The following is a 20631-nucleotide window of genomic DNA, read 5'->3' on the forward strand; positions in this document are numbered from 1 at the left end:
CCAGCGGGTGCGCCGAATGCCTGCGTCGCTAGCCGTCCAGCTCGGCGTAGCGCCTGAAGATGCCGTCCTCGTTGAACGCGATGCGGCGCGGGCTCTGCAGGTAGTCATGCACGCGCTGGCGACGCCGCACATTGGCATGCAGTTTCTCGACCGCGGGCGTGGCAGCGAGCGCACGGGCCGCCGCCTTCGGAAAGGCATATCGCAGGCCGTCCACGAGCTGGAACAGCGACAGATCCGCATAGGTCAGCGTGTCGCCCACCAGATGCTGCGCACCCGCGGGATTGCGCTGAAGCACCCGCTCGAACCAGTGAAGGAATTTCGGAATGCGCTCTTCACGGAAGGCCCGCGCGCGCAGCATCGCCGCATCGCGCTGCTCGTCGTAATAAGCGCCCACAGAGATCGGATGATGCGTGTCATGCGCCTCCGCCACCGCGTCGGCGATCGTGAGCTGGATCTGGTGCGTCCACAACCCGTCGGATTCGCCCACACCCGACAGACCCAGCCGCGGCCCGAGATAGAGCAGGATCGCGGCCGTCTGCCCGACCACGATGTCGCCATCGACGAGAAACGGCGGCGCGAAGGCCGGACGCGCGGCCTCCGGGTCGCCCAGCCGCTCGCCCAGAGCGGATTCGCCACCACCCTCACCCTCGGGCAAGCGCGCGACGTCGACATAGTCCGCGCCGGTCGCTTCGAGCGCGAGCCGGACGAATTCACCTCGGCCCTGGATGGTGGGCCAGTAATGGAGTTGGTAGGGCATGCAGGCGATGGTGGCACGGGAGGGGAGCGGGGGCAATCACGGGCTTCGCAGTGCGGGAACAGACTTGGCCATCAGCACCACGGGCGTTCCGTGATCAAGGTAGGAGTTCAAGTCCCCACGCTCAAGGAGCTCGAGTGATTGGAGGAAGAAGCGAGCAGAAGGCACGCTCGATTTCTTTCGTTTTGGCAGACGCCTTCAAAGCTTGAGGGTAAGTTTTGACGCTTCTCGCCCCAACCGTGAAGCTCATCATGCGGAAGGATCTTTCTCCGTCATAGAAAATGATTCCATCCAATCCATCGCGCACATTTCTCTCTGGATGCCTGAAGGAGCGCAATGCCCGGCTTAACGCAGGGAAGGATTCCGTGTTGTGCTCGATAAAAACCTTCCGAAGCAAATCATCTGGAATTTTCAATACGCGATTATTGAAGTACAGGATTGAATCATTGTTTTTCCATTGAATTCCACAAATGGAATCAATGCGATCACCATTCGCAAACTCCTTGATTTTTTCGGCCAACTCTCGATTGCCAGGATCGGGTCCAATACTGCTCCATGCAACGAAATGATCACTTCGCGCCCCGGCGAAAGAATCCATCGAGAACAGAATACAAAACGCCAAGGCAACGACAATCTCAATTCGCTTCCTCCAAATAGCCATCTTCATCTAATTTCTTTCAGTTGGTTCTCGGTTCCGACTTTTCCCCCTTCTTCTCGGGAGGAACACCGATTATTTTGTTCAACGCGTCCACGTCCAGTGATTCCAAGCCAGGACTCGCAAGATCCCTTTTGGCTTGTTCGTAATAGGAAACAGGAACGAAATACTTCAGATAGCTTTTGCTTTTGATTGTTTTTTTATTCCTCCTTCCACTCTTTTCCACCACCTCAACCACTCTTTCGGCATCCATGTTGAAAGGTGAGAACTTGATGCGATCGTCTTGATTTCCACCGAGCAGGATCAGATTTTTTCCGCCCGCTTTCCCGTACGCAAAGCCAACGTGATAACCATGCCCGTTCCTGCGCGTTGCAACCGCGATCGCGCCATATATCGGTTTATCCATCTCGACGAACAGCGGATTCCGTATCTTCCTTCCCTCATCTATTTCATAAAAGCCATGAGCTCTACCGAGCGTGGCACGCCGCTCTCTGAATCCCACGTTGTCTACCGGATAACCAGCCTTCAACAAGCACCAGTTGGCGAAGGCAGCGCACCACGCCCTTTGAGAAAGAAGTTTCGATCCATCTCCTATCTCCACGTGATAGTCGATCTCCGCCTCCAACACTTCTTCTCTCTTGCCATATCTGGTCTTCGCTTCAGCGATGGCGACAGACATCCAAGGAGCCCGCCCCGGCACCGGATTGATCAGCGCCAGAACCTTCCCTTCGCCCTCTTTCGACCGCTCCGAGTCCGATGACCTGATTCCGGATGGAACAGGTGGTGGTGGAGGAAAGACCACTCTTGGCCTCGACGGTGCTGCCGGGTTTGCCGTCGCGCTTGCAGTCGGTGGCTTGGCAGTGGCAGTAGCCGTGGTGGAAGGAGCAGTCGAAGGCCTGGGGTCCGGCTTGGTCTTGCCGCTCCCCGCAATCAACAGCACCTCACCCGGATAGATCCTGTCGCGCTCCAGCTCGTTGTCATCCCTGATGGCTTCCACGCTGGTGCGATACAGCTGCGCGATCTTCCAGAGACTGTCGCCCGGCTGCACGACATAGCTCATGGGCTTTCTCTGCCCATGGGTCGAACTGTTGATCTTTTCCGAGCCGGCGACGCCCTTCCACCTCTTGAATTTCGCCAGAAGGTTGAAATCCTTTCCGAGGTCACCCTGGATGGCTCCGACCGACACGGCCTCCTTGCTCTTCGGATCCATCACCTTGACGTGCACGGTCGACTTGTCGGCGGGGTGAATCACGGGAGGAAATCGCCCTGCGGCATCGGACTTGACGACTTCCTCCCTGTCGCCTCTTTGCAGAATGATCTCCGTGCCTGGCAACGGCTGGCTGCCATCGGTCGCGTTGATCCTGCTCACGGCAACCCAGGTTTCCTTCCGCGTGTCGGCGTTCGCGTGGTAGCCCTCGATCTCGGCGATGCTGTTCACGATCTTTTCGAGTTCGGCGTCACTGCACTCGCCGATCTTTCTGCCAGCCGGGATGCCGCTGGTCTTGAGCAGATCGCGTATGTATTTCTCCGTGTCGTTTTCCTTCTTCGGGGCGTAGACGGGAACGGCTTCGGAGATCGTCCTGTCGCCATGCAGGCGCTTCAGGTTCGCCTTCAGTTCCTCCCGGCCGGCGCCTTCATCGGGAAAGATCAGGAAGATCCTGCCCGATCTGGTGGTGGCGAATCCGATGTAGCCCTTTGCTTTCCTGGGCTCCGGCACGCCGGCGACCTTCCGAGCGGTCAGGTCGCCGGGGTTGTTGATGCGCCAGGGCAGCGTTCCGCCCGAGCGCAGCAGGTGGCGGCCGTCTTCGCAGATGAACTCGGCGACTTCGATGTTGGGGTGGTAGGTGGCGGATATCAGTCTGGGCATGCTGGTGTTTCCCTTGCTCAAGCCAATCCGTTCAGATGGGCTTCGACGGCGGACTCGGAAAGAAAGTGGCCGGGGTCTAAAGCACCCGCAGCAGACGCATACATGGCGTCTTCCGCTCCCGGCGATCCGGTCTCGCCGTCGTCATCTGTTCGGTCATCGTCTTCCGCGCCGCCAGGCTCGCTGCGGATCGTCGGAACGGGCGTCCAGTCCCACGCTTCCTCTCCCACTACCAGAACTGCCTCGTCCGGCGTTTCGAACGCGACGCGGGGCAATCGCCCGTCGTCGGGAATGACGCCTTCGGCCAGCGTCCGGCGCTTCTCGTCGAGGATCCTGTAGGGCAGCCCCGACATGCCGACGTGCTTGAATATCTCGTCGCTGCCAAGGGGCGCGAAGCGCACGCTGTACTTGTCGTCGTGGCTCACGCCTTCCATGCGCCGGCGCTTGGCCATGTCCATCGGCCCTGCATAGCTGTGGGTGGCCGCGTGCTCGCGCCAAAGGCCCTGGGTGCCGTGGACGATGCCCGAGGCACTCCACCTGGAAAAGCTGCCACCGCCGTTGACGACGATCTCGTCCCTGGCGGTGATGCTGATCCTGTCGGACTCCAGCTTGATGTCGAGCCTGGCCAGCAGGTTGATGCTGTTCTGCAGCGCGACGATGTCGATGCCTGCCGTGGCTGCCGTCAGGCGGATCGCCTTGTATGCGAAGAGGCGCACAGCCTCCTTCACGCTCACCAGAAAGCTCCTGCCGGCGCTGATGCTGGTGTGCGCGCCGCTGCTCAGCGCGTTGTGCGTCATGCTTGCGATGTGGGTGGCACCCGCCGCCGTGCTCTGGATGCCGGCCGCACTGGCAAGCACGAGATGCGGTTCGCAGAGTTCAGGGAAACCTCCCTGCCGCGAAGCGCGGCCCTTGATCGCATCGTTCTGTTCCCTGAGGGCCTCGGTGACCGCGTCCTGGTCGCCCGCCTCGTGCGCCTTCGCCTCCTGCGCAGTCTGGCTCTGGCGTTCATGCAGGTCGCGCGCGGCCGCCAGTCGTGCAACCGTTTCCCCAAGCTCGGTGATGTGCGCATCGGCTCCGGGCCTCGGCTCGGTGCTGAGCAGCAAGCCCCTTGCGGCGCGCACCGCGGCATGGCCATCGGTACGCAGCTCGGCGCCCTCGCCGCGGTCGTCCTTGCGGCCTGCCGTGCCGTCGATGCGCCCGATGTGGCCGAGGCTCAGGCTGCTGCAGAGATGGTCGCTCTTGAGCTGCGCCTGGATCTTTCCGGGCAGATCGTCCAGCACCAGGTGGTTGCCGCGCGATCCGCCTGCTGCGCCCGCGTTCAATTCACGGCTGCGGAAGCCCGAGAGGTTGCTCTGCTCGGGCAGCCGCCATGCGGGCATGTTCTCGGCATTGAACACACGGCCGGTGATGATGGGACAGTCCGGGTCGCCGCCGAGGAAATCGACGACCGCTTCCTGGCCGACGCGCGGCAGCGCAGCCGCCCCGAAAGTCTCTCCAGCCCAGGCCATGGACACACGGATCCAGCAGCTGGAGTTCTCGTTGCGCTGCCCGACACGGTCCCAGTGGAACTGCACCTTCACGCGGCCGTACTGGTCGACCCAGATCTCCTCGTTCTTCGGCCCGACGACGATGGCAGTCTGGGGGCCGCGGGTGCGGGGCTTCGGAGTGATGCGCGGCGGGCGCCACGCATGGCTCACGGGCTGCGCATCGAAGCCGAAGCGCTGGACGGAGCCTTCGCCGGCATCGGCGCCCTCGGTGGCCCGGAGGTTCTCCTGCAATACGTAGTCGACGGCAACCACGAGGTGCTTGCGGTTCTGATCGTCCCTCGGGTGGCCCGCCAGCTCGAAGATGCAGCCCGGCGCAAGTTCTCGCCTGTTGGAGCGACCGCTGGCAACGCTGCCGCCGCTCAGTTGCTCTTCAACGCGCGTGCGTGCATATGCTTCGCCATCGTCGTAGTGCCTGTAGCCACCGGGCCATTCGTACAGCTCGAGGTCGTCGTGCGCGTGGCCGCAGCGCATCTCGCGTCGGCTGGAGAGATCCGCCTTTTGCTTGAGAGGGTCGTAGTCGTTGGTGAAGTGCAGGCCGGAGCGGACCTCTTCTCTCGTGCGCCATTCGTAGACACGTTCGTTCCCCGTCACCCCACCCCCGGTCATTCCCGCCTTCTCCAGCGGATGAAACCGCACCGTCTCTCCTCCAGGCATCGGATCGTGCGAGCTCAGCACGTCGTCCGCGAACACCAGCACCTGCCGTTGCGCCTCGTGCCGGAAGTAGTAGTAGATGCCTTCCAGCTCGCACAGCCGCGAGACGAAGGAGAAGTCGCTCTCGCCGTACTGCACGCAGTAGTCCCAGGTGCGGTACTCGCGGGCCAGCCGCTTCTCCATGGCGTAGCCGTAGGCTTCGAGCACGTCGGCGACGATGTCCGGAACGGTCCTGCCCTGGAAGATGCGGAAGTCGCTTCGCCGCGTCGCGAGCCACAGCCACGGGCGCAGCCTCATGCGGTAGAAGCTGTGCCGTGCGTCCTCTTCGGCCAGGCCGAAGGACGCGACGACACCGCCCAGGTAGCGCGTGCCGCCGCTCTCGGTCTGCATTGCCACGGTGGCGGTCTTGCCGAGCAGCGCCTTCGGATCAATGCCGTTGCTGCTGCCGAGCAGTTCCACCTCGAAGTCGTGGAGCTGGCTCAGCGCCTCACGGCCGGTCAGCCGGTGGAACTGAAGCGCTTCCCCCAAGGGGGTCTGAATGGAAACCCGGCGCGTCATCGCACCGCCGCACACGCAACGGCGCACGGCACCGGGCGAACATGCCGGCGCGTGCCATCGAAGATGGACATGGATCCTCCCTGAAATCATTCATTGCCGCTCTGGTCGGCGGCATGTTTCGTCGGAGTATCCAAGCGCTCGGCGTCTTTCGTTCGACGCCGGCGAATGCGTCAGCGGAACCGTGAACGAATGCGCGCAGCGGCGACGGTGCCTCTGCCTGCGCCGACCCGCAGATGTCGAATGTTCACAAGCCGCGTGAGCTTCGGCCGATGCGCATCACGCGTTCGCGAACCTGTCCGCATAGGCGCGGAACATCGCGTTGCGCTCGTCGAGCGCCTCCTGCGTTGCGGGCACCATGATCGGCGCGCCTTCGCTCGCGAATGCCTGGCACTGTTCGACATACGGCCGCAGCTTCTCGTGATAGACCGGCGACGCCGCCGCCATGTCGCCACCGTGCTCGGTCCACGTGGTCGCCAGGAGCTCCGCCGAGACCATCGCCAGCGTGGTGCCCATGCCCGACAGCAGCGCTGCGCAGTGCCCCGCATCGCCGATGACCGCGACCTTGCCCTTGATCCAGCCCGGCATGCGCGTCTGGCTCACCGAGTCGAAGTAGAAGCCCTTGGCATCGGGGTCGATGAAGGCCGCGCGCATCGCAGGCACCTGCCAGGCATCCACGCGGGAGAGGAACTGGTCGAGCAGCCTGCGCTGTGCATCGAGGTCGCGGTAGTCGTAGTCGATCTCGGGGCTGGCGACGATCATCATCCCCTGCGGCCCGTCGCCGGCGTCGCGCACGGCGATGGTGAGGCCGGGCACGTTGAGCATCGCGCGTCGCCATTGCCGGCCCGGCGGCAGATCGACGAGCGCGACGTAGTGGCCGAAGTGCCGCACGTAGTCCTTCTCCGGCCCGAAGGCCAGCCTGCGCACGTTGGAGTGCAGGCCGTCGGCGCCCACCACAAGGTCGTAGCGGCCCGTCGCGCCATCGGTGAAGCCGACATCCACTCCGCCCGCGCGATCATCGAGCGACACGATCGAAGTCCTGAAGCGGAACTCCACGCCCGACGGAATGGCGTCCAGCAGGATCCGGTTGAGGCGGTCGCGGGTGATCTCGATGTCCTCGTCGGTCTCGTTGGCGAACCAGCGCAGGTCGAGCGTGGCGACCTGCGTTCCGCTGCCGTCGAGCACCGGCGCCGGCTCGATGGTGGCGACCTTCTCCTCGGCGATCCTCTGCAGGATGCCCATGCGCTGCGCGGTGCCGAGCGCACGGCCGCGAACGTCGATGGGCGCGCCGCCCGGGCGCAGCCCGTCGGCGCGCTCGACCACGGTGACCCGGTGGCCCAGGCTGGCGAACCAATAGGCGGCCGACAGGCCGGCCATGCTGGCGCCGGAAACGAGTACGTCCATGGGCTGATCCTCCTTCTGCGGCTACAGCTTGAATTCCCGGGCCATCTGGATCACCGCCTGCTTGTCGAAGGCGTTGATCTCGTCGATCAGCTCGTTGGTGAAAAGCCGGTTCGGGTCGCCGAGTTCGCTGGCGAGCTTCGGGTTCTTGCTGGCTTCGGCGGCCATGTCGACGTTGGCCTTCCATTCGGCCGGCGACGACGCGCCCATGCGCTGGTCGGGATCGTCGGGGCGGCGCATCCAGCTGTTCTTGCGGTCCTTGAGGATGAAGGCGAGCTCCTTGCGTGCGTCGTCCTCGCTGCGGCCCTTGGGCCGGCTCTCGGGATAGACCGCCCAGTGCAGGTCGATCGCGGCTTCGAGGTTCGCGTTCGAGAACAGGGTCGACTTCGCGATGCCCTGGAACAGAGCCACCAGCGACTTGCGGTCCTCCTTGAGCATCTTGCGCGGCACGCACATCCAGCCCGAGCCCACCTGCGCGAACCTGGGCGTGAGCGGCACGTAGCGCAGCTTCGTCCCCACCAGCTCGATGCGGGCTGCTGCCGTGTCGAAGGCCACCATCGCGTCCACGCGGTCGTTGTCGATCGCCGCGCCGGCGGGCGCGCCATCGCCGATGGCGATGTACTCGCAGCCGTCGTCCTTCAGGCCCAGCTCGGCCAGCATGGTCCTGGTGATGACGATGCCGGTGTCGCCCTGGCTGCGCACGCCGATGCGCTTGCCCGCGAGGTCGGCGGCCGACTTGATCGGGCTGCCGGGCTTCACCACGATGACGTTCGCATTGCGCGGCAGCCACTTGTAGACGCTCACCAGGTCGAGCGACGGGTCCTTCGCCATCGCGGGCAGCAGGATGCCCGGCACCGCCGGCCCGAAGTCCACGTGGCCGGCGCGCAGGCTCTGCAGCGCCTGCGTCATGCTGGACATGTTGACGTACTCCACGTCCACGCCGCCGGGCTTGTAGAAGTTCAGCTTCGGGTGCTGGCCCGCGGTGCAGAAGCACTGCTGCGGGTCGTTCACCGCCGCGGTGTTCGCCACCTTCATCACCCGCACACTCTGCGCCAGCGCCGGCAGGCTCCCGGCCAGGCCGAGGGCACCGAGGCCCAGGCCGAAATCACGTCGCGTCAACATGGCTCGCTCCTTCATACGGAAAAACAGGAATCGGGATTGCGGGATCGCGGGAATGCGGCGTTCAGACGTTCACCGTCCGCTGCGAGGTGTCCGCCGGCATCCAGTGCAGCACGCGGCGCTGGATGCGGCGCAGCAGGTCGGTCATCACGATGCCGATCACCGAGAGCACCACGCACACCGCGAAGCTGCCGCCGGTGTCGGCCTGCGCCTCCATCTGCAGGATGAGCACGCCCAGCCCCGCCTGCGCGCCGACGAACTCGCCCACCACCGCGCCGACCACGCTGAAGGCAGCGGCCATGTTCAGCCCCGCGAAGATGTAGGGCAGCGCGCTCGGAAACTTGGCCTTGCGGAAGATCTGCCACTGCGTCGCCGAGAGCGAGCGCAGCAGGTCGATGCGGTCGGGGTCCACCGCCTTGAAGCCCGCGATGCTGGTCACCAGCACGGGGAAGAAGGTGAGCAGGCAGATGATCATCACCTTCGAGCCGATGCCGAAACCCAGCCACACCACGATGATCGGCGCGACCGCCACCTTGGGCACGCTCTGCAGCGCGGCGACGTAGGGCTCCAGCAGCGCCTCGACCCTCGGCATCTGCGACACCACGATGCCGATCGCGAGGCCGACGCCGCTGCCGACGAGAAAGCCCAGCAGTATCTCGGTCACGGTCACGCCGCCGTGATACCAGAAGCCATCCTTCGCGAGCGGTCCGGTGGCGAGGCCGCGCCACAGCGCGACCAGGATGTCGCTCACCGGCGGCACGAGGTGCTGCGGGACCTTGAAGAGCCGCACCCCCGCCTCCCACGATCCGAGCAGCGCGGCGAGCAGCAGGATCGACTGCACCCGCGTCGAGGCGAGCGGATTGGCGCGGCGGCGCGGCCTGGGGCTGGCGGCGGGGGCCGGCGCACGGTCGCCGGATAGCGCAGGAGAGTCGGACTTGGCGAGCATGGCGGTGATCATCTGGTGGCCTCTTTGAATCGAACGGAATCAGTCGAACGAAGCCGCATGCGAGAAGCGCTCACGGATCGACGCGGATGCGGCAGCGAAGGCGGGATGCGACATCACGTCCATCGAGCGCGGGCGCGGCAGGTCCACGGGCAGCACGCGCTCGAGCGTGCCGGGGCGCGGCGACATCACGAACACCCTGTCGCCGAGGAACACCGCCTCGGGAATCGAGTGCGTGATCAGCACCACCGTCTTGCCGCTTTCCATCCAGATGCGCTGCAGCTCCAGGTTCATGCGCTCGCGCGTCATCGCGTCGAGCGCGCCGAAGGGCTCGTCCATCAGCAGGATCTTGGGGTCGTGCAGCAGCGCCCGCGCGATGGAGGCGCGCTGCTGCATGCCGCCGCTGAGCTGGCGCGGCAGCTTGTGCTCGAAGCCTTCGAGCCGGACCATCTGCAGCAGCTGCATCGCCCGCTCGCGCGCCTGCTTCGCGGGAATGCCCAGCACCTCGGCGGGCAGCATCACGTTCTCGAGGATGGTTCGCCACGGCAGCAGGATCGAACTCTGGAACACCACGCCCACGTCGCGCCGCGTGCCGTGGATCGGCTGGCCGTCGAGCAGCACGCGGCCGATGCCGTAGTCGAGCAGGCCCGCGAGGATGCGCAGCAGCGTGCTCTTGCCGCAGCCGCTGGGGCCGACGATGGTCACGAAGCTGCCCTGCTCGATGCTGCAGTCGATGTCCTTCAGCGCGAGCACGCCTTCGCCGCCGTCGCCGAAGTGCTTGGACAGCCCTTCGATGCGGATGTAGTCGGCGCGGCCGCGCGCGCGGTCGTGGTTCGGGCTCATGGCCTGGCTCCTTCGGGTTTCAGTTCTTGAGGAAGCGCACGATGTGCTGCGCCAGCATCTGCGGCGCCTGCATCGCGGTGACGTGGCCGATGCCGGGCAGCAGCACCGCATCGGCGCCGCGGATGCGGCCGGCCATCGAGAGCGTCACGCTTGCGGGCACCACGCGGTCGAGCTCGCCGGCCAGCACCAGCGTGGGCGCGACGATGTCGGCCACGCCCCTCTCGATGGCGGTCAGCGCGGTCGCCATCCGCCGAGCGGAACGCGCCGAGCCGGGCCGCGCGCTCGCGAAGATGCGCCGCAGTTCGGGCCGCTGCTGCAGGAAGACTTCGGGAAAGAACCGTGTCGCCAGTTCTTCCGCGGTGGCCGGCAGCCCGCTGCGCAGCTCGGCCAGGCGCTTCGCGTCGGGGCACAGTTCTTCGTAGGGCCTCGGCAGCGGCCAGGTGCTGCCGAGCACGAGGTGGTCTACCGAGCGCGGATGAAGCAGCGCCAGTGCCTGCGCGACGCGCCCGCCGAAGGACGAGCCGAACACGTGCGCGCGCTTGAAGCCCAGCGCCTTGATGAGCCGCTGTGCGTCGTCGGCAAGATCGGCCAGGGTCGAAGGGCGCTGCGGCCCCTCGGTCTCGCCGCAGTCGCGCTGGTCGTAGGCGATCACGGTGAAGTGCTTCGACAGATGCGGCACCAGCGCCGAGAACATCTGGCGCGAAGCTTCGGCGCCATGCATGAGCAGCAGCGGCGGGCCTTCGCCCTCGCGCTCGAAGGCGACGCGCAGTTCGCCGGCCTGCACGAAGCCGGTCATGCCGCGCCCCCTTCCTCGCCTTGGCGTTCTTCCTGGTCCATCCAGAAAGTCATCTCGATCTTCAGGCCGCGCGGGTCGTGCAGAAAGAGCTGGTGGATCGCCCAGCCCGGGATCGGCGCCTCGGCGAACGCGACGCCCTGTGCATGAAGGTGCGCGCGCATCTCGGCAAGCCCATGGGAGCGGAACGAGATGTGGTCGACGTGGCCGGTGACGGGCTCGACAGGCTCGTCGGGCGTCGAGAGATGCGCGTAGAGGTGCACGATCGGCTGGCCGTCCGCGTACAGCCAGGCGCCGGGCGCGGGAATCTCCGGCCGCGCGCCGACGGTGAGGCGAATCACGCGGGTGTAGAAGTCCAGCAGCGGCGGCAGCTCGTGCGGCGCGCAGCGGATCGTGAAGTGGTGCAGGGCGGTCACAGGCATGGCGTTTCCTCGAAGCTGTAGGCCAGTCGGGGCGCGACGGGCACCCAGCGCGCGGCGGCGAGCGCCAGCATGCGGATGCCCAGCACCTCCTGCGGCAGCCAGTGCTCGCGCGTGCCGAAGACGTTGAAGGTGGCGAAGCAGGTCCGCCCCTGCATCAGCGGCACGTTGACCACGCTGCGCAGGCGGTATTCGCGCATCTGCTCGAAGTCGTCGAAGTTGCTCGCGAGCACGTGCTCGCCCTCGCCGACGAACACGCGGCCGCGCACGAAGAGGCATTCGCTCCACGGCGTGAGCGTCTTGCGCTTCGCGCCGTTCACCGGAAAGCTCGACGCCTCCGACGAATAGAAGCGGCGCAGCAGGACCTGGCCCGCGGCGTCGCCATCGGTCGTCACGTTCTGCTGGATGCTGAAGATGCTGCCGGGCGCGACCTGCAGCCGGCGCTGGTCGATCAGCCGCATCGCCTCGCCGGCGTCCTGCGCCTCGGCCAGCGAGTCCAGGAAGGCGGCCGTGATGGCGGTGCCGGCAGCGACGGTGGAGGTTGTTTTCAGTGCAGTGGTCGGGTCCATGGGAAAAGTCTAGGACCCTCGATTCACCAAAGTGAAATAATTTCTGATAGCTCGATAACCGTGGAGTTATGGCCTTGCCCACCGCCCGCGACCCCGCCGCCGAACTGCAGCGCGCGCTGCTCTCCCGCCTCAAGCTGCGCCAGCTTTCGCTGCTGCAGGCCATCGACCGGCACCGCACGCTCGGCCGCGTCGCCGCCGAGATGCAGCTGAGCCAGCCGGCGATCACCAAGGCGCTGCACGAGGTGGAAGACATCTTCGGCAGCACGCTTTTCGAGCGGACCAGCAGGGGGCTGGTGCCCACGGCCGCGGGCGAGGCGGTGCTGCGCTATGCGCGGCGCTGGCTCGCCGAACTCGAGGCGACCGCGCGCGTGCTCACCTCGCTCGAGGCGGGGCGCGCCGGCCGCCTTCGGCTGGGCTTCACGCAGCAGGTGCCCCAGCAATTGATGTCGGCCGCGCTCACGCACCTGCTCGACCGCACGCCGCGCATTTCGGTGATGGCGCGCGAAGGCACCACCGACGAGCTGGTCGCAAGCCTCATCGCGCGCGAGCTCGACTGCGCCATCGGCCGCTCCTACGACGGCGACGCGACCGGGCTGGTGCAGGAGGCGATCCACGAGCAGGAGCCCTGCCTCGTGGTCGGCGCGAAGAACGTGCGGCGTCTCTCGCGCGGCCCGCTGGACTGGGCCCGGCTCGCGCAGCTCGACTGGATCCTGCCGCCGCCGAACACGCCGATGCGCAGGACCTACAACGCGATCTTCGTCGGCGCGGGCGTGCAGCCGCCGCTGCCGATCCTGGAGACCACCTCGATCCGCAGCATCGAGACGGCGCTGCGCCAGGAGCCCAACGCGATCACCATCTTCGCGCGCGACGTGGTCGCCGGAATGGAAGGCGCGGGTCACCTGGCGGCGCTGCCCCATCGCCTGAGCTGGAACCTGCCGCCGGTGAGTTTCTTCACGCTGAAGGAACTGGAAGCGCACCCGACCGTGCAATCGCTGCGCGCCGCGGTGGTCGAGACCGCGCGGCGCATGAAGCGCGCGGCGGGCTGAGCGCCGGACACCGTCGCCGTTGAACACGGCGACTCGGCTTCGCCTGTCTCGCCTTTCTTCTCTACTTTCTTTCTTATTTAAAGATAGTAGTAGTAGATAAGGGTAAACCCTGTCTGTGGAAAGTACCGCTTTTTCCTTGCGCGACAAGGACTTGCAGTCCCCGTACCGCTGTGAGCGCACGTGCTTCGGTGCTGCATCGGAATAGGGAACAACATCCGGCAAGCGGCTGCGACTGTGGATAACGCATGACTTGTGCCGGGACTGTCCCCAGGTTTTCTGTCGGCGGCGCCCATCGCCCGGATCGCGCAGGCCGCGCTAACGAGGAGCCGGAAAACAAAAAAGCCGGACACATGGGAATGTGTCCGGCTTGGTGTCTGGTCCCGCCGCCAGGAATCGAACCTGGATCTCAGCCTTCGGAGGGCCGAATTCTATCCGTTGAAATACAGCGAGGAATCGGGTCCGGTTTGCACCGGAGTCCGACATTATCGCCTATCAGGCGGCGGCTGCTTCCGCCTCGGCCGCGACGGGGGCAGCCGGCTGCGGCCGGGCGAACCCGAGACCCGCCAGATAGACCCTGAAGGTGCGCCTTCCGGTGGGCACGAGGTCGAAGGCCTCGGGGTCGAGCAGCCAGTTCTGGATGAGGCCGCTGATCAGCGCATGCAGCCCCTGCGCCGCCACGTGGCCCGGCACCGGCAGCTTGATGCGGCCACGTCGCGCGGCCAGGCGCAGCGCCTTCTCGAAATCGGTCACGCAGGCGTTGCGCGCGTCCAGGTGGCGCTGCTGCACCGAGGCCATGTCGTGCGTGTACTCGACCTTGTGGGTGGCGACGTCGAACACGCGGCGCACCTGCGGGTCGGTGGTCATGAGGGTGAGCGCGTGGACCATGCCCTCCTCGATCTCGGCCAGCGGATCGTCGACGCCAGGCGCGGCGGCCGCCCTCGGCGCGGCCTCCAGCGGCAGGATGACGCGCTCCATCATCGCGTTGAAGAGGTCGGCCTTGTCCTTGAAGTGCCAGTAGATCGCGCCGCGCGTCGCGCCGGCCTGCTGCGCGATCTGCTGCAGCGTGGTCTGCGAAACACCTTGCGCCTGAAACAGCAGCTCCGCGGCATCGAGCAACCGATGCCGCGTGGCCAATGCTTCTTCCTTCGTACGACGTGCCACCAAGTCTCCTGATTTGTAAAGACAACGCCCTCTATGTATCGTGGGGCCATTGCTCGGCCTGTCACTATACATCCATGAATGTATGTAAACTAGCCGGCTTCCCCGATGGCCTCCCTGGCTGTACAGGTTTCCGGTTCACGCCGCGAACGCGCCATCTCCCGTCTTCGCTTCAAAGGAATCGCATGCCCCTCCTGCATGTTTCGCGCCCATCGTCCTTTTCGCCGCGCCTCGCGACCGTGGCGGCCGTCGTCCTGCTGGTCCTTGCGGGCTGTGGCAAGAGCGATGCGCCCGCAGGCGCGGGCGCCGGAGGCGGCGGCGGTCATCCGGCTCCCGAAGTCGGCGTGATCGTTGCCACGCCGACCGACGTCGGCCTCGTCACCGAACTGCCCGGCCGCCTCGAGGCCTCCCGCGTCGCCCAGGTCCGCGCCCGCGCATCGGGCATCCTGCTGAAGCGCGAATTCCGCGAAGGCAGCGACGTGAAGGCCGGCCAGCTGCTGTTCCGCATCGACCCGGCACCGCTGGTGGCCGCGACCCAGAACGCGCAGGCCACGCTGGCGCGCGCCGAAGCCAACGCGGTGCAGGCCAGGGCCCTGGCCGAGCGCTACAAGCCGCTGGTCGAGGCCAATGCCGTGAGCAAGCAGGAATACGCGACCGCCGTGGCCTCCGCCAAGCAGGCTGAGGCCGACGTGGCATCGGGCCGCGCGGCGCTGCAGACCGCCAAGATCAACCAGAGCTATGCCGACGTGACCTCGCCCATCGCGGGCCGCATCGGCCGCGCCCTCGTGACCGAAGGCGCGCTGGTGGGCCAGGGCGACGCCACCGAGCTCGCCGTGGTGCAGCAGATCAATCCGCTGTACGTGAACTTCACGCAGTCGGCCTCCGACGCGATGAAGCTGCGCCGCGCCGTGGCCGCCGGCCAGTACAAGCGCGCGAGCGGCGAGGAAGCCGCGACCATCCGCGTGGTGCTCGAAGACGGCACCGACTACCCGCTCGAAGGCAAGCTGCTCTTCTCCGACCTCACGGTCGACTCCACCACCGGCCAGGTCACGCTGCGCGCCGAAGTGCCCAATCCCAAGGGCGAGCTGCTGCCCGGCCTGTACGTGCGCGTGAAGCTCGAGCAGGCCCAGGCCACCAACGCGATCACGGTGCCGCAGCAGGCCGTCACGCGCACGCAGCAGGGCGACACGGTGTCGGTGGTCGACAAGGACGGCAAGATCAGCAAGCGCACCGTCAAGATCAGCGCCGCCAAGGACAACCAGTGGGTGGTGCTCGACGGCCTGAAGGCCGGCGAACAGGTGATGGTCGACGGCTTCCAGAAGCTGCAGATGATGCCGCCGGGCACGCCCGTGAAGGCCGTCCCGTGGACCAAGCCGAACCCCAACGGCGGCGCAGCCAAGCCCGCCGCCGAGGCAGCCGCGCCCGCGGCAGCCGCCTCCGCCGAGAAGGCTCCGGCCGACAAGGCCCCGGCCGAGAAGAAGTAATCAGGAGCGCGCCCGCAAATGGCCAAATTCTTTATCGACCGACCGATCTTCGCCTGGGTGATCGCACTGTTCATCCTGGTGGTGGGCGGCGTGTCAATCACCCAGCTGCCGATCTCGCAGTACCCGCCGGTGGCGCCGCCCGCCATCGTGATCAACGTCGCCTACCCCGGCGCCTCGGCGCAGACGCTCGAGGACAGCGTGCTGTCCGTCATCGAGCGCGAGATGAACGGCTCGCCGGGCCTGATCTACATGGAATCGGTGGCCCAGGCCGACGGCACCGGCTCCATCACGATCAGCTTCGAGCCCGGCACCAACGACGACCTCGCGCAGGTGGACGTGCAGAACCGGCTGTCGCGCGCGACGCCGCGCCTGCCCTCCGCCGTGACGCAGCAGGGCGTGCGCGTGGACAAGTCGCGCAACAACTTCCTGATGTTCGTGATGCTGTCCTCGGACAACCCGAACTTCGACCCGGTTGCGCTCGGCGACTATGCCGCGCGCAACGTCGTGCCCGAGCTGCAGCGCGTGGTCGGCGTGGGTCAGGCGCAGCTCTTCGGCTCCGAGAACGCGATGCGCGTGTGGATCGACCCGGCCAAGCTGCAGGGCTTCAACCTGTCGGCCACCGACGTCAACAACGCCATCCGCGCGCAGAACGCGCAGGTGTCCTCGGGCACGCTGGGCGACCTGCCCAACATTCCCGGCCAGGCCATCGCGGCCACGGTGACGGTGAACGGCCAGCTGGTCAACGTCGAGCAGTTCAAGAACATCGTGCTGCGCGCCAACACCGACGGTTCGACCGTGCGGCTGAAGGACGTGGCGCGCGTGGAACTCGGCGGCCAGTCGTACGCCACCTCGGCGCGCCTGAACGGCGTGCCCGCGGTCGGCGTCGGCGTCCAGCCCACGCCCAACGGCAACGCGCTGCAGTCGGCCAAGGCGATCCGCGCCAAGATGGCCGAGCTCGAGCGCTACTTCCCGCAGGGCGTGAAGTGGGCCATTCCGTACGACAGCTCGCGCTTCGTGCAGATCTCGATCAGCGAAGTGGTCAAGACCCTGCTGGAAGCCGTGGCGCTGGTGTTCCTCGTGATGTTCCTGTTCCTGCAGAACTGGCGCTACACGATCATCCCGACCATCGTGGTGCCGGTGGCGCTGCTGGGTACCTTCGCCTCGCTGCTGGCGCTGGGCTTCTCGATCAACGTGCTGACCATGTTCGGCATGGTGCTGGTGATCGGCATCGTGGTGGACGACGCCATCGTGGTGGTGGAGAACGTCGAGCGCATCATGAGCGAAGAGGGGCTCTCTCCACTTGAGGCCACGCGCAAGGCGATGCGCCAGATCTCGGGCGCCATCATCGGCGTGACCGTGGTGCTGGTCTCGGTGTTCGTGCCGCTGGCCTTCTTCGCGGGCTCCACCGGCAACATCTACCGCCAGTTCTCGGCGGTGATGGTGGCCTCGATCGCCTTCTCGGCCTTCATGGCGCTGTCGCTCACGCCGGCGCTGTGCGCCACGCTGCTCAAGCCGGTGGAGGCGGGCCATCACCATGAGAAGACCGGCTTCTTCGGCTGGTTCAACCGCGGCTTCGCACGCACCGCCAAGGGCTACGAAGGCTTCGTCGCGCGCATCCTGCGCCGCGCCGCACGCTACCTCGTGATCTACGTGGCGATCATCGCCGCGGTGGTGTTCACCTACACCCGCCTGCCGAGCTCGTTCCTGCCTCAGGAAGACCAGGGCAACATCATCGTGAACGTGCAGCTGCCGCCGGGTGCGACGCAGGAGCGTGCGCTGTCGGTCATGCAGCAGGTCGAGGGCTTCATCCTGAAGCAGCCCGAGGTGCAGAGCATGGTGGGCGTGATGGGCTTCAGCTTCTCGGGCCAGGGCCAGAACGCGGGCCTCGCCTTCGTGACGCTGAAGGACTGGGAAGAGCGCAAGGACCCGGCCCACTCGGCCAGCGCGCTCGCCGGCCGTGCCTTCGGTGCGCTCTCGGGCATCCGCGACGCCTTCATCTACCCGCTGAGCCCGCCGCCCATTCCCGAACTGGGCAACGCCAGCGGCTTCAGCTTCCGCCTGCAGGACCGTGCCGGCGCCGGCCACGACGCGCTGATCGCCGCACGCAACCAGCTGCTGGGCATGGCCTCGCAGAGCAAGGTGCTGGCGCAGGTCCGTCCCGACGGCCTGGAAGACGCGCCGCAGCTGCAGATCGACATCGACCGCGACAAGGCCAACGCGCTGGGCGTGAGCTTCGACGCGATCAACGCGACGCTGTCGACCGCTCTGGGTTCGAGCTACATCAACGACTTCCCGAACCGCGGCCGCCTGCAGCGCGTGGTGGTGCAGGCCGACGCTCCGGCGCGGATGCAGCCCGACGACCTGCTCAAGCTGAACGCCAGCAACACGCAGGGCCAGCCGGTGCCGCTGTCGGCCTTCGCGACCACCAAGTGGGTCACGGGCGCCACGCAGACGGTGCGCTACAACGGCTATCCGGCCATCCGCATCAGCGGCGACGCGGCACCGGGCTACAGCACCGGCGCGGCGATGGCCGAGATGGAGAAGCTCGCATCGCAGCTGCCCGCCGGCTTCGGCTACGAATGGACCGGCCAGTCGCGCGAGGAAAAGCTCGCCGGCTCGCAGGCCATCATCCTGTACGGCTTCGCGATCCTGGCGGTGTTCCTCTGCCTGGCCGCGCTGTACGAGAGCTGGTCGATCCCGCTGTCGGTGATCCTGGTGGTGCCCCTGGGCGTGCTGGGCGTGCTGCTGGCGACGATGCTGCGTGCGTATTCGAACGACGTGTACTTCCAGGTGGGCCTGATCACGATCATCGGCCTGTCGGCGAAGAACGCGATCCTGATCATCGAGTTCGCGAAGGACCTGCAGGCGCAGGGCAAGGGCGTCATCGAGTCGGCCCTGGCCGCCGCCCACCTGCGCTTCCGCCCGATCATCATGACCTCGCTGGCCTTCGGCCTGGGCGTGGTGCCGCTGGCGATCGCCTCGGGCGCCGGCTCCGCCAGCCAGCGTGCCATCGGCACCGGCGTGCTCGGCGGCATGCTGACGGGCACCGCGCTCGCCGTGATCTTCGTGCCGGTGTTCTTCGTGGTGGTTCGCAGCCTGTTCAAGGGCAGCAAGCGCCAGCAAGAAGCCGACAAGCGGCATGCCGAAGCCGCCGGGATCGGCCCGGAGGAAACCAAGCATGACTGAACTCGGGCACACCCCCAGGCTTCGCGCACTGCGTGTCGCTTCGCCAACCCCCTTGCAGGGGGCGACACCTGCGGCCCGGCATGGCCGGTTCCGCGGTGTTTCCCGAACAGGCCGCGCAGTGCGTGCAGCGCGAACGGCCATGGAGTCGCAATGACAATGACGAAATTCATTCCCACAGCCCTGGCGGCGGCGATGCTGCTGGCCGGCTGCTCGCTGATCCCGACCTACGAGCGCCCTGCGGCGCCGGTGCCGACCACCTACCCGGGCGACCCGTCGCAGCCGCCGGGCCAGGCCGCGGCCAACCTGCCGTGGCAGGACTTCTTCACCGACCCGCGCCTGGCGGGCCTGATCCGCACGGCGCTCGCGAACAACCGCGACCTGCGCGTGTCGGTGCTCAACATCGAGCAGGCGCGCGCGCAGTTCCAGATCGAGCGCTCGAACCTGTTCCCCGCGCTCGGCCTGACGGGCGCGGGCTCGCGCTCGAGCCCCAACGCCTACCAGGCGATCGACCCGAGCCAGGGCAGCGTGGCCTCGCAATACAGCGTCAACTTCGGCTTCACCTCGTGGGAGATCGACTTCTTCGGCCGCATCCGCGCGCTGAAGGACCAGGCGCTGGCGCAGTACCTCGCCACGGACGAGACCCGCAAGGCGGTGCAGATCAGCCTGATCGCGTCGGTCGCCAACGGCTGGCTCACGCTGCTGGCCGACGACGAGCTGCTGGAGATCACGCGGCAGACGATGGTCACGCGCGAGGAATCGGTGCGCCTCACGAAGATGCGCTTCGACAACGGCGTGTCTTCTGAGCTCGACTTCCAGGCCGCGAACTCGCTGCTGGAAACGGCGCGCGCCTCCTATGCGCAGCAGCAGCGCACCCGCTCGCAGGACGAGAACGCCCTCGCCCTGCTGCTGGGCGCGCCGGTGCCTGCAGATGCACTGGCGGGTGGCGCCAGGGGCCTCGACGGCATCAAGCCGATGCCCGACGTGCCGGCCGGCCTGCCCTCCGACCTGCTGGCCGAGCGGCCCGACATCCGCTCGGCGGAGCAGCAGCTGATCGCGGCCAATGCCAACATCGGCGCGGCGCGCGCGAACTTCTTCCCGCGCGTGTCGCTGACCAGCTCGATCGGCACCGCGAGCAGCGAGTTCTCGGGCCTGTTCGACCGCGGCTCCAAGGCATGGTCCTTCGCGCCCACGGTGACGCTGCCGATCTTCGATGCTGGCCGCAACATCGCCACGCTCGACTCGGCCAAGGCCGGGCGCGAGATCGCGGTGGCGCAGTACGAGAAGTCGATCCAGACGGCATTCCGCGAAGTGGCCGACGCGCTCGCGGGCCGCGCCACGCTCGGCGAGCAGGTGCGCGCGCAGCGTGCGCAGGCCGATGCGGAGGCGGTGCGCTTCAAGCTCTCCGACCTGCGCTATCGCAACGGCATCGCCAGCGCGCTCGACCTGCTCGACGCGCAGCGCTCGCTGTTCACCGCGCAGCAGTCGGCGGTGACGACGCGCCTGCTGCAGCTGCAGAACCAGGTCACGCTCTACAAGACGCTGGGCGGCGGCTGGGCCACGCGCGAAGGCGACGGCGGCAAGGGCTGAGCCTCGAGGGCGTCCTCGAAGCCCCGGCAGGGGTCGAGACGCCTAGGCGTCCCATAA

Annotated in this window: 16 protein-coding genes and 1 tRNA gene; 4 read left to right on the plus strand and 13 right to left on the minus strand. The window is 66.7% G+C overall.

Features of this window, described 5'->3' with window-relative positions:
• Positions 1-28: 28 nt before the first annotated feature.
• The 11 genes from FHY06_RS30720 to FHY06_RS30770 form a co-directional block, all read right to left on the minus strand.
• The gene (locus FHY06_RS30720) at positions 29-757 is read right to left on the minus strand and encodes a glutathione S-transferase (protein WP_184607322.1); all 729 of its coding nucleotides are present in this window, start codon (positions 755-757) and stop codon (positions 29-31) included.
• Positions 758-878: 121 nt separating this feature from the next.
• Entirely contained in the window at positions 879-1421 is a 543-nt protein-coding gene (locus FHY06_RS30725; protein WP_184607323.1) for a hypothetical protein, read from the minus strand.
• Positions 1422-1431: 10 nt separating this feature from the next.
• Positions 1432-3276 (minus strand): LysM peptidoglycan-binding domain-containing protein, encoded by a 1845-nt coding sequence (locus FHY06_RS30730; protein WP_184607324.1) that lies wholly within the window; start codon positions 3274-3276, stop codon positions 1432-1434.
• Positions 3277-3293: 17 nt separating this feature from the next.
• A complete protein-coding gene (locus tag FHY06_RS30735) occupies positions 3294-6029 on the minus strand; it encodes a type VI secretion system Vgr family protein (protein WP_184607325.1) in 2736 nt (911 codons plus the stop codon).
• A 276-nt stretch (positions 6030-6305) separates the two neighbouring features.
• Positions 6306-7430: an FAD-dependent monooxygenase gene (locus FHY06_RS30740; protein WP_184607326.1), complete on the minus strand. Its 1125-nt coding sequence runs from the start codon at positions 7428-7430 to the stop codon at positions 6306-6308.
• A gap of 21 nt (positions 7431-7451) precedes the next feature.
• On the minus strand, positions 7452-8549 hold the full coding sequence (locus FHY06_RS30745) for an ABC transporter substrate-binding protein (protein ID WP_184607327.1): 1098 nt from the start codon (positions 8547-8549) through the stop codon (positions 7452-7454).
• 61 nt (positions 8550-8610) lie between these two features.
• Positions 8611-9504, minus strand: coding sequence for an ABC transporter permease (locus tag FHY06_RS30750; RefSeq protein ID WP_184607328.1), 894 nt, complete (start codon positions 9502-9504; stop codon positions 8611-8613).
• A 27-nt stretch (positions 9505-9531) separates the two neighbouring features.
• On the minus strand, positions 9532-10332 hold the full coding sequence (locus tag FHY06_RS30755; RefSeq protein WP_184607329.1) for an ABC transporter ATP-binding protein: 801 nt from the start codon (positions 10330-10332) through the stop codon (positions 9532-9534).
• Positions 10333-10351: 19 nt separating this feature from the next.
• Positions 10352-11128, minus strand: a complete 777-nt coding sequence (locus FHY06_RS30760) for an alpha/beta fold hydrolase (RefSeq protein WP_184607330.1) — start codon at positions 11126-11128, stop codon at positions 10352-10354.
• Positions 11125-11547, minus strand: coding sequence for a VOC family protein (locus FHY06_RS30765; RefSeq protein ID WP_126185914.1), 423 nt, complete (start codon positions 11545-11547; stop codon positions 11125-11127). The genes FHY06_RS30760 and FHY06_RS30765 overlap by 4 nt, the downstream gene beginning before the upstream one ends.
• On the minus strand, positions 11538-12113 hold the full coding sequence (locus FHY06_RS30770; protein ID WP_126185915.1) for a GAF domain-containing protein: 576 nt from the start codon (positions 12111-12113) through the stop codon (positions 11538-11540). Before FHY06_RS30770 ends, FHY06_RS30765 begins: the two co-directional genes overlap by 10 nt.
• Positions 12114-12187: 74 nt before the next feature.
• On the opposite strand from FHY06_RS30770, the gene FHY06_RS30775 reads away from it, so the two are divergent.
• Positions 12188-13159, plus strand: a complete 972-nt coding sequence (locus tag FHY06_RS30775) for a LysR family transcriptional regulator (RefSeq protein ID WP_165924626.1) — start codon at positions 12188-12190, stop codon at positions 13157-13159.
• Between the two features lie 375 nt (positions 13160-13534).
• On the opposite strand, the gene FHY06_RS30780 is transcribed toward FHY06_RS30775, so the two are convergent.
• Both FHY06_RS30780 and FHY06_RS30785 read right to left on the minus strand, forming a co-directional pair.
• Positions 13535-13609, minus strand: a tRNA-Arg gene (locus FHY06_RS30780).
• Positions 13610-13651: 42 nt separating this feature from the next.
• Positions 13652-14323: a TetR family transcriptional regulator gene (locus FHY06_RS30785; protein ID WP_019657591.1), complete on the minus strand. Its 672-nt coding sequence runs from the start codon at positions 14321-14323 to the stop codon at positions 13652-13654.
• Between the two features lie 179 nt (positions 14324-14502).
• Here FHY06_RS30785 and FHY06_RS30790 point away from each other — a divergent pair, with 179 nt between their 5' ends.
• The 3 genes from FHY06_RS30790 (at position 14503) to FHY06_RS30800 (ending at position 20574) form a co-directional block, all read left to right on the plus strand.
• Positions 14503-15801, plus strand: coding sequence for an efflux RND transporter periplasmic adaptor subunit (locus FHY06_RS30790; protein WP_019657592.1), 1299 nt, complete (start codon positions 14503-14505; stop codon positions 15799-15801).
• Positions 15802-15819: 18 nt separating this feature from the next.
• Entirely contained in the window at positions 15820-18987 is a 3168-nt protein-coding gene (locus FHY06_RS30795; protein ID WP_019657593.1) for an efflux RND transporter permease subunit, read from the plus strand.
• Positions 18988-19143: 156 nt separating this feature from the next.
• Complete coding sequence (locus FHY06_RS30800; RefSeq protein ID WP_184607364.1) at positions 19144-20574, plus strand: efflux transporter outer membrane subunit; 1431 nt, start codon at positions 19144-19146, stop codon at positions 20572-20574.
• Positions 20575-20631: the final 57 nt, after the last annotated feature.

The organism is Variovorax atrisoli, from assembly GCF_014195185.1.
Classification (GTDB): domain Bacteria; phylum Pseudomonadota; class Gammaproteobacteria; order Burkholderiales; family Burkholderiaceae_C; genus Variovorax; species Variovorax atrisoli.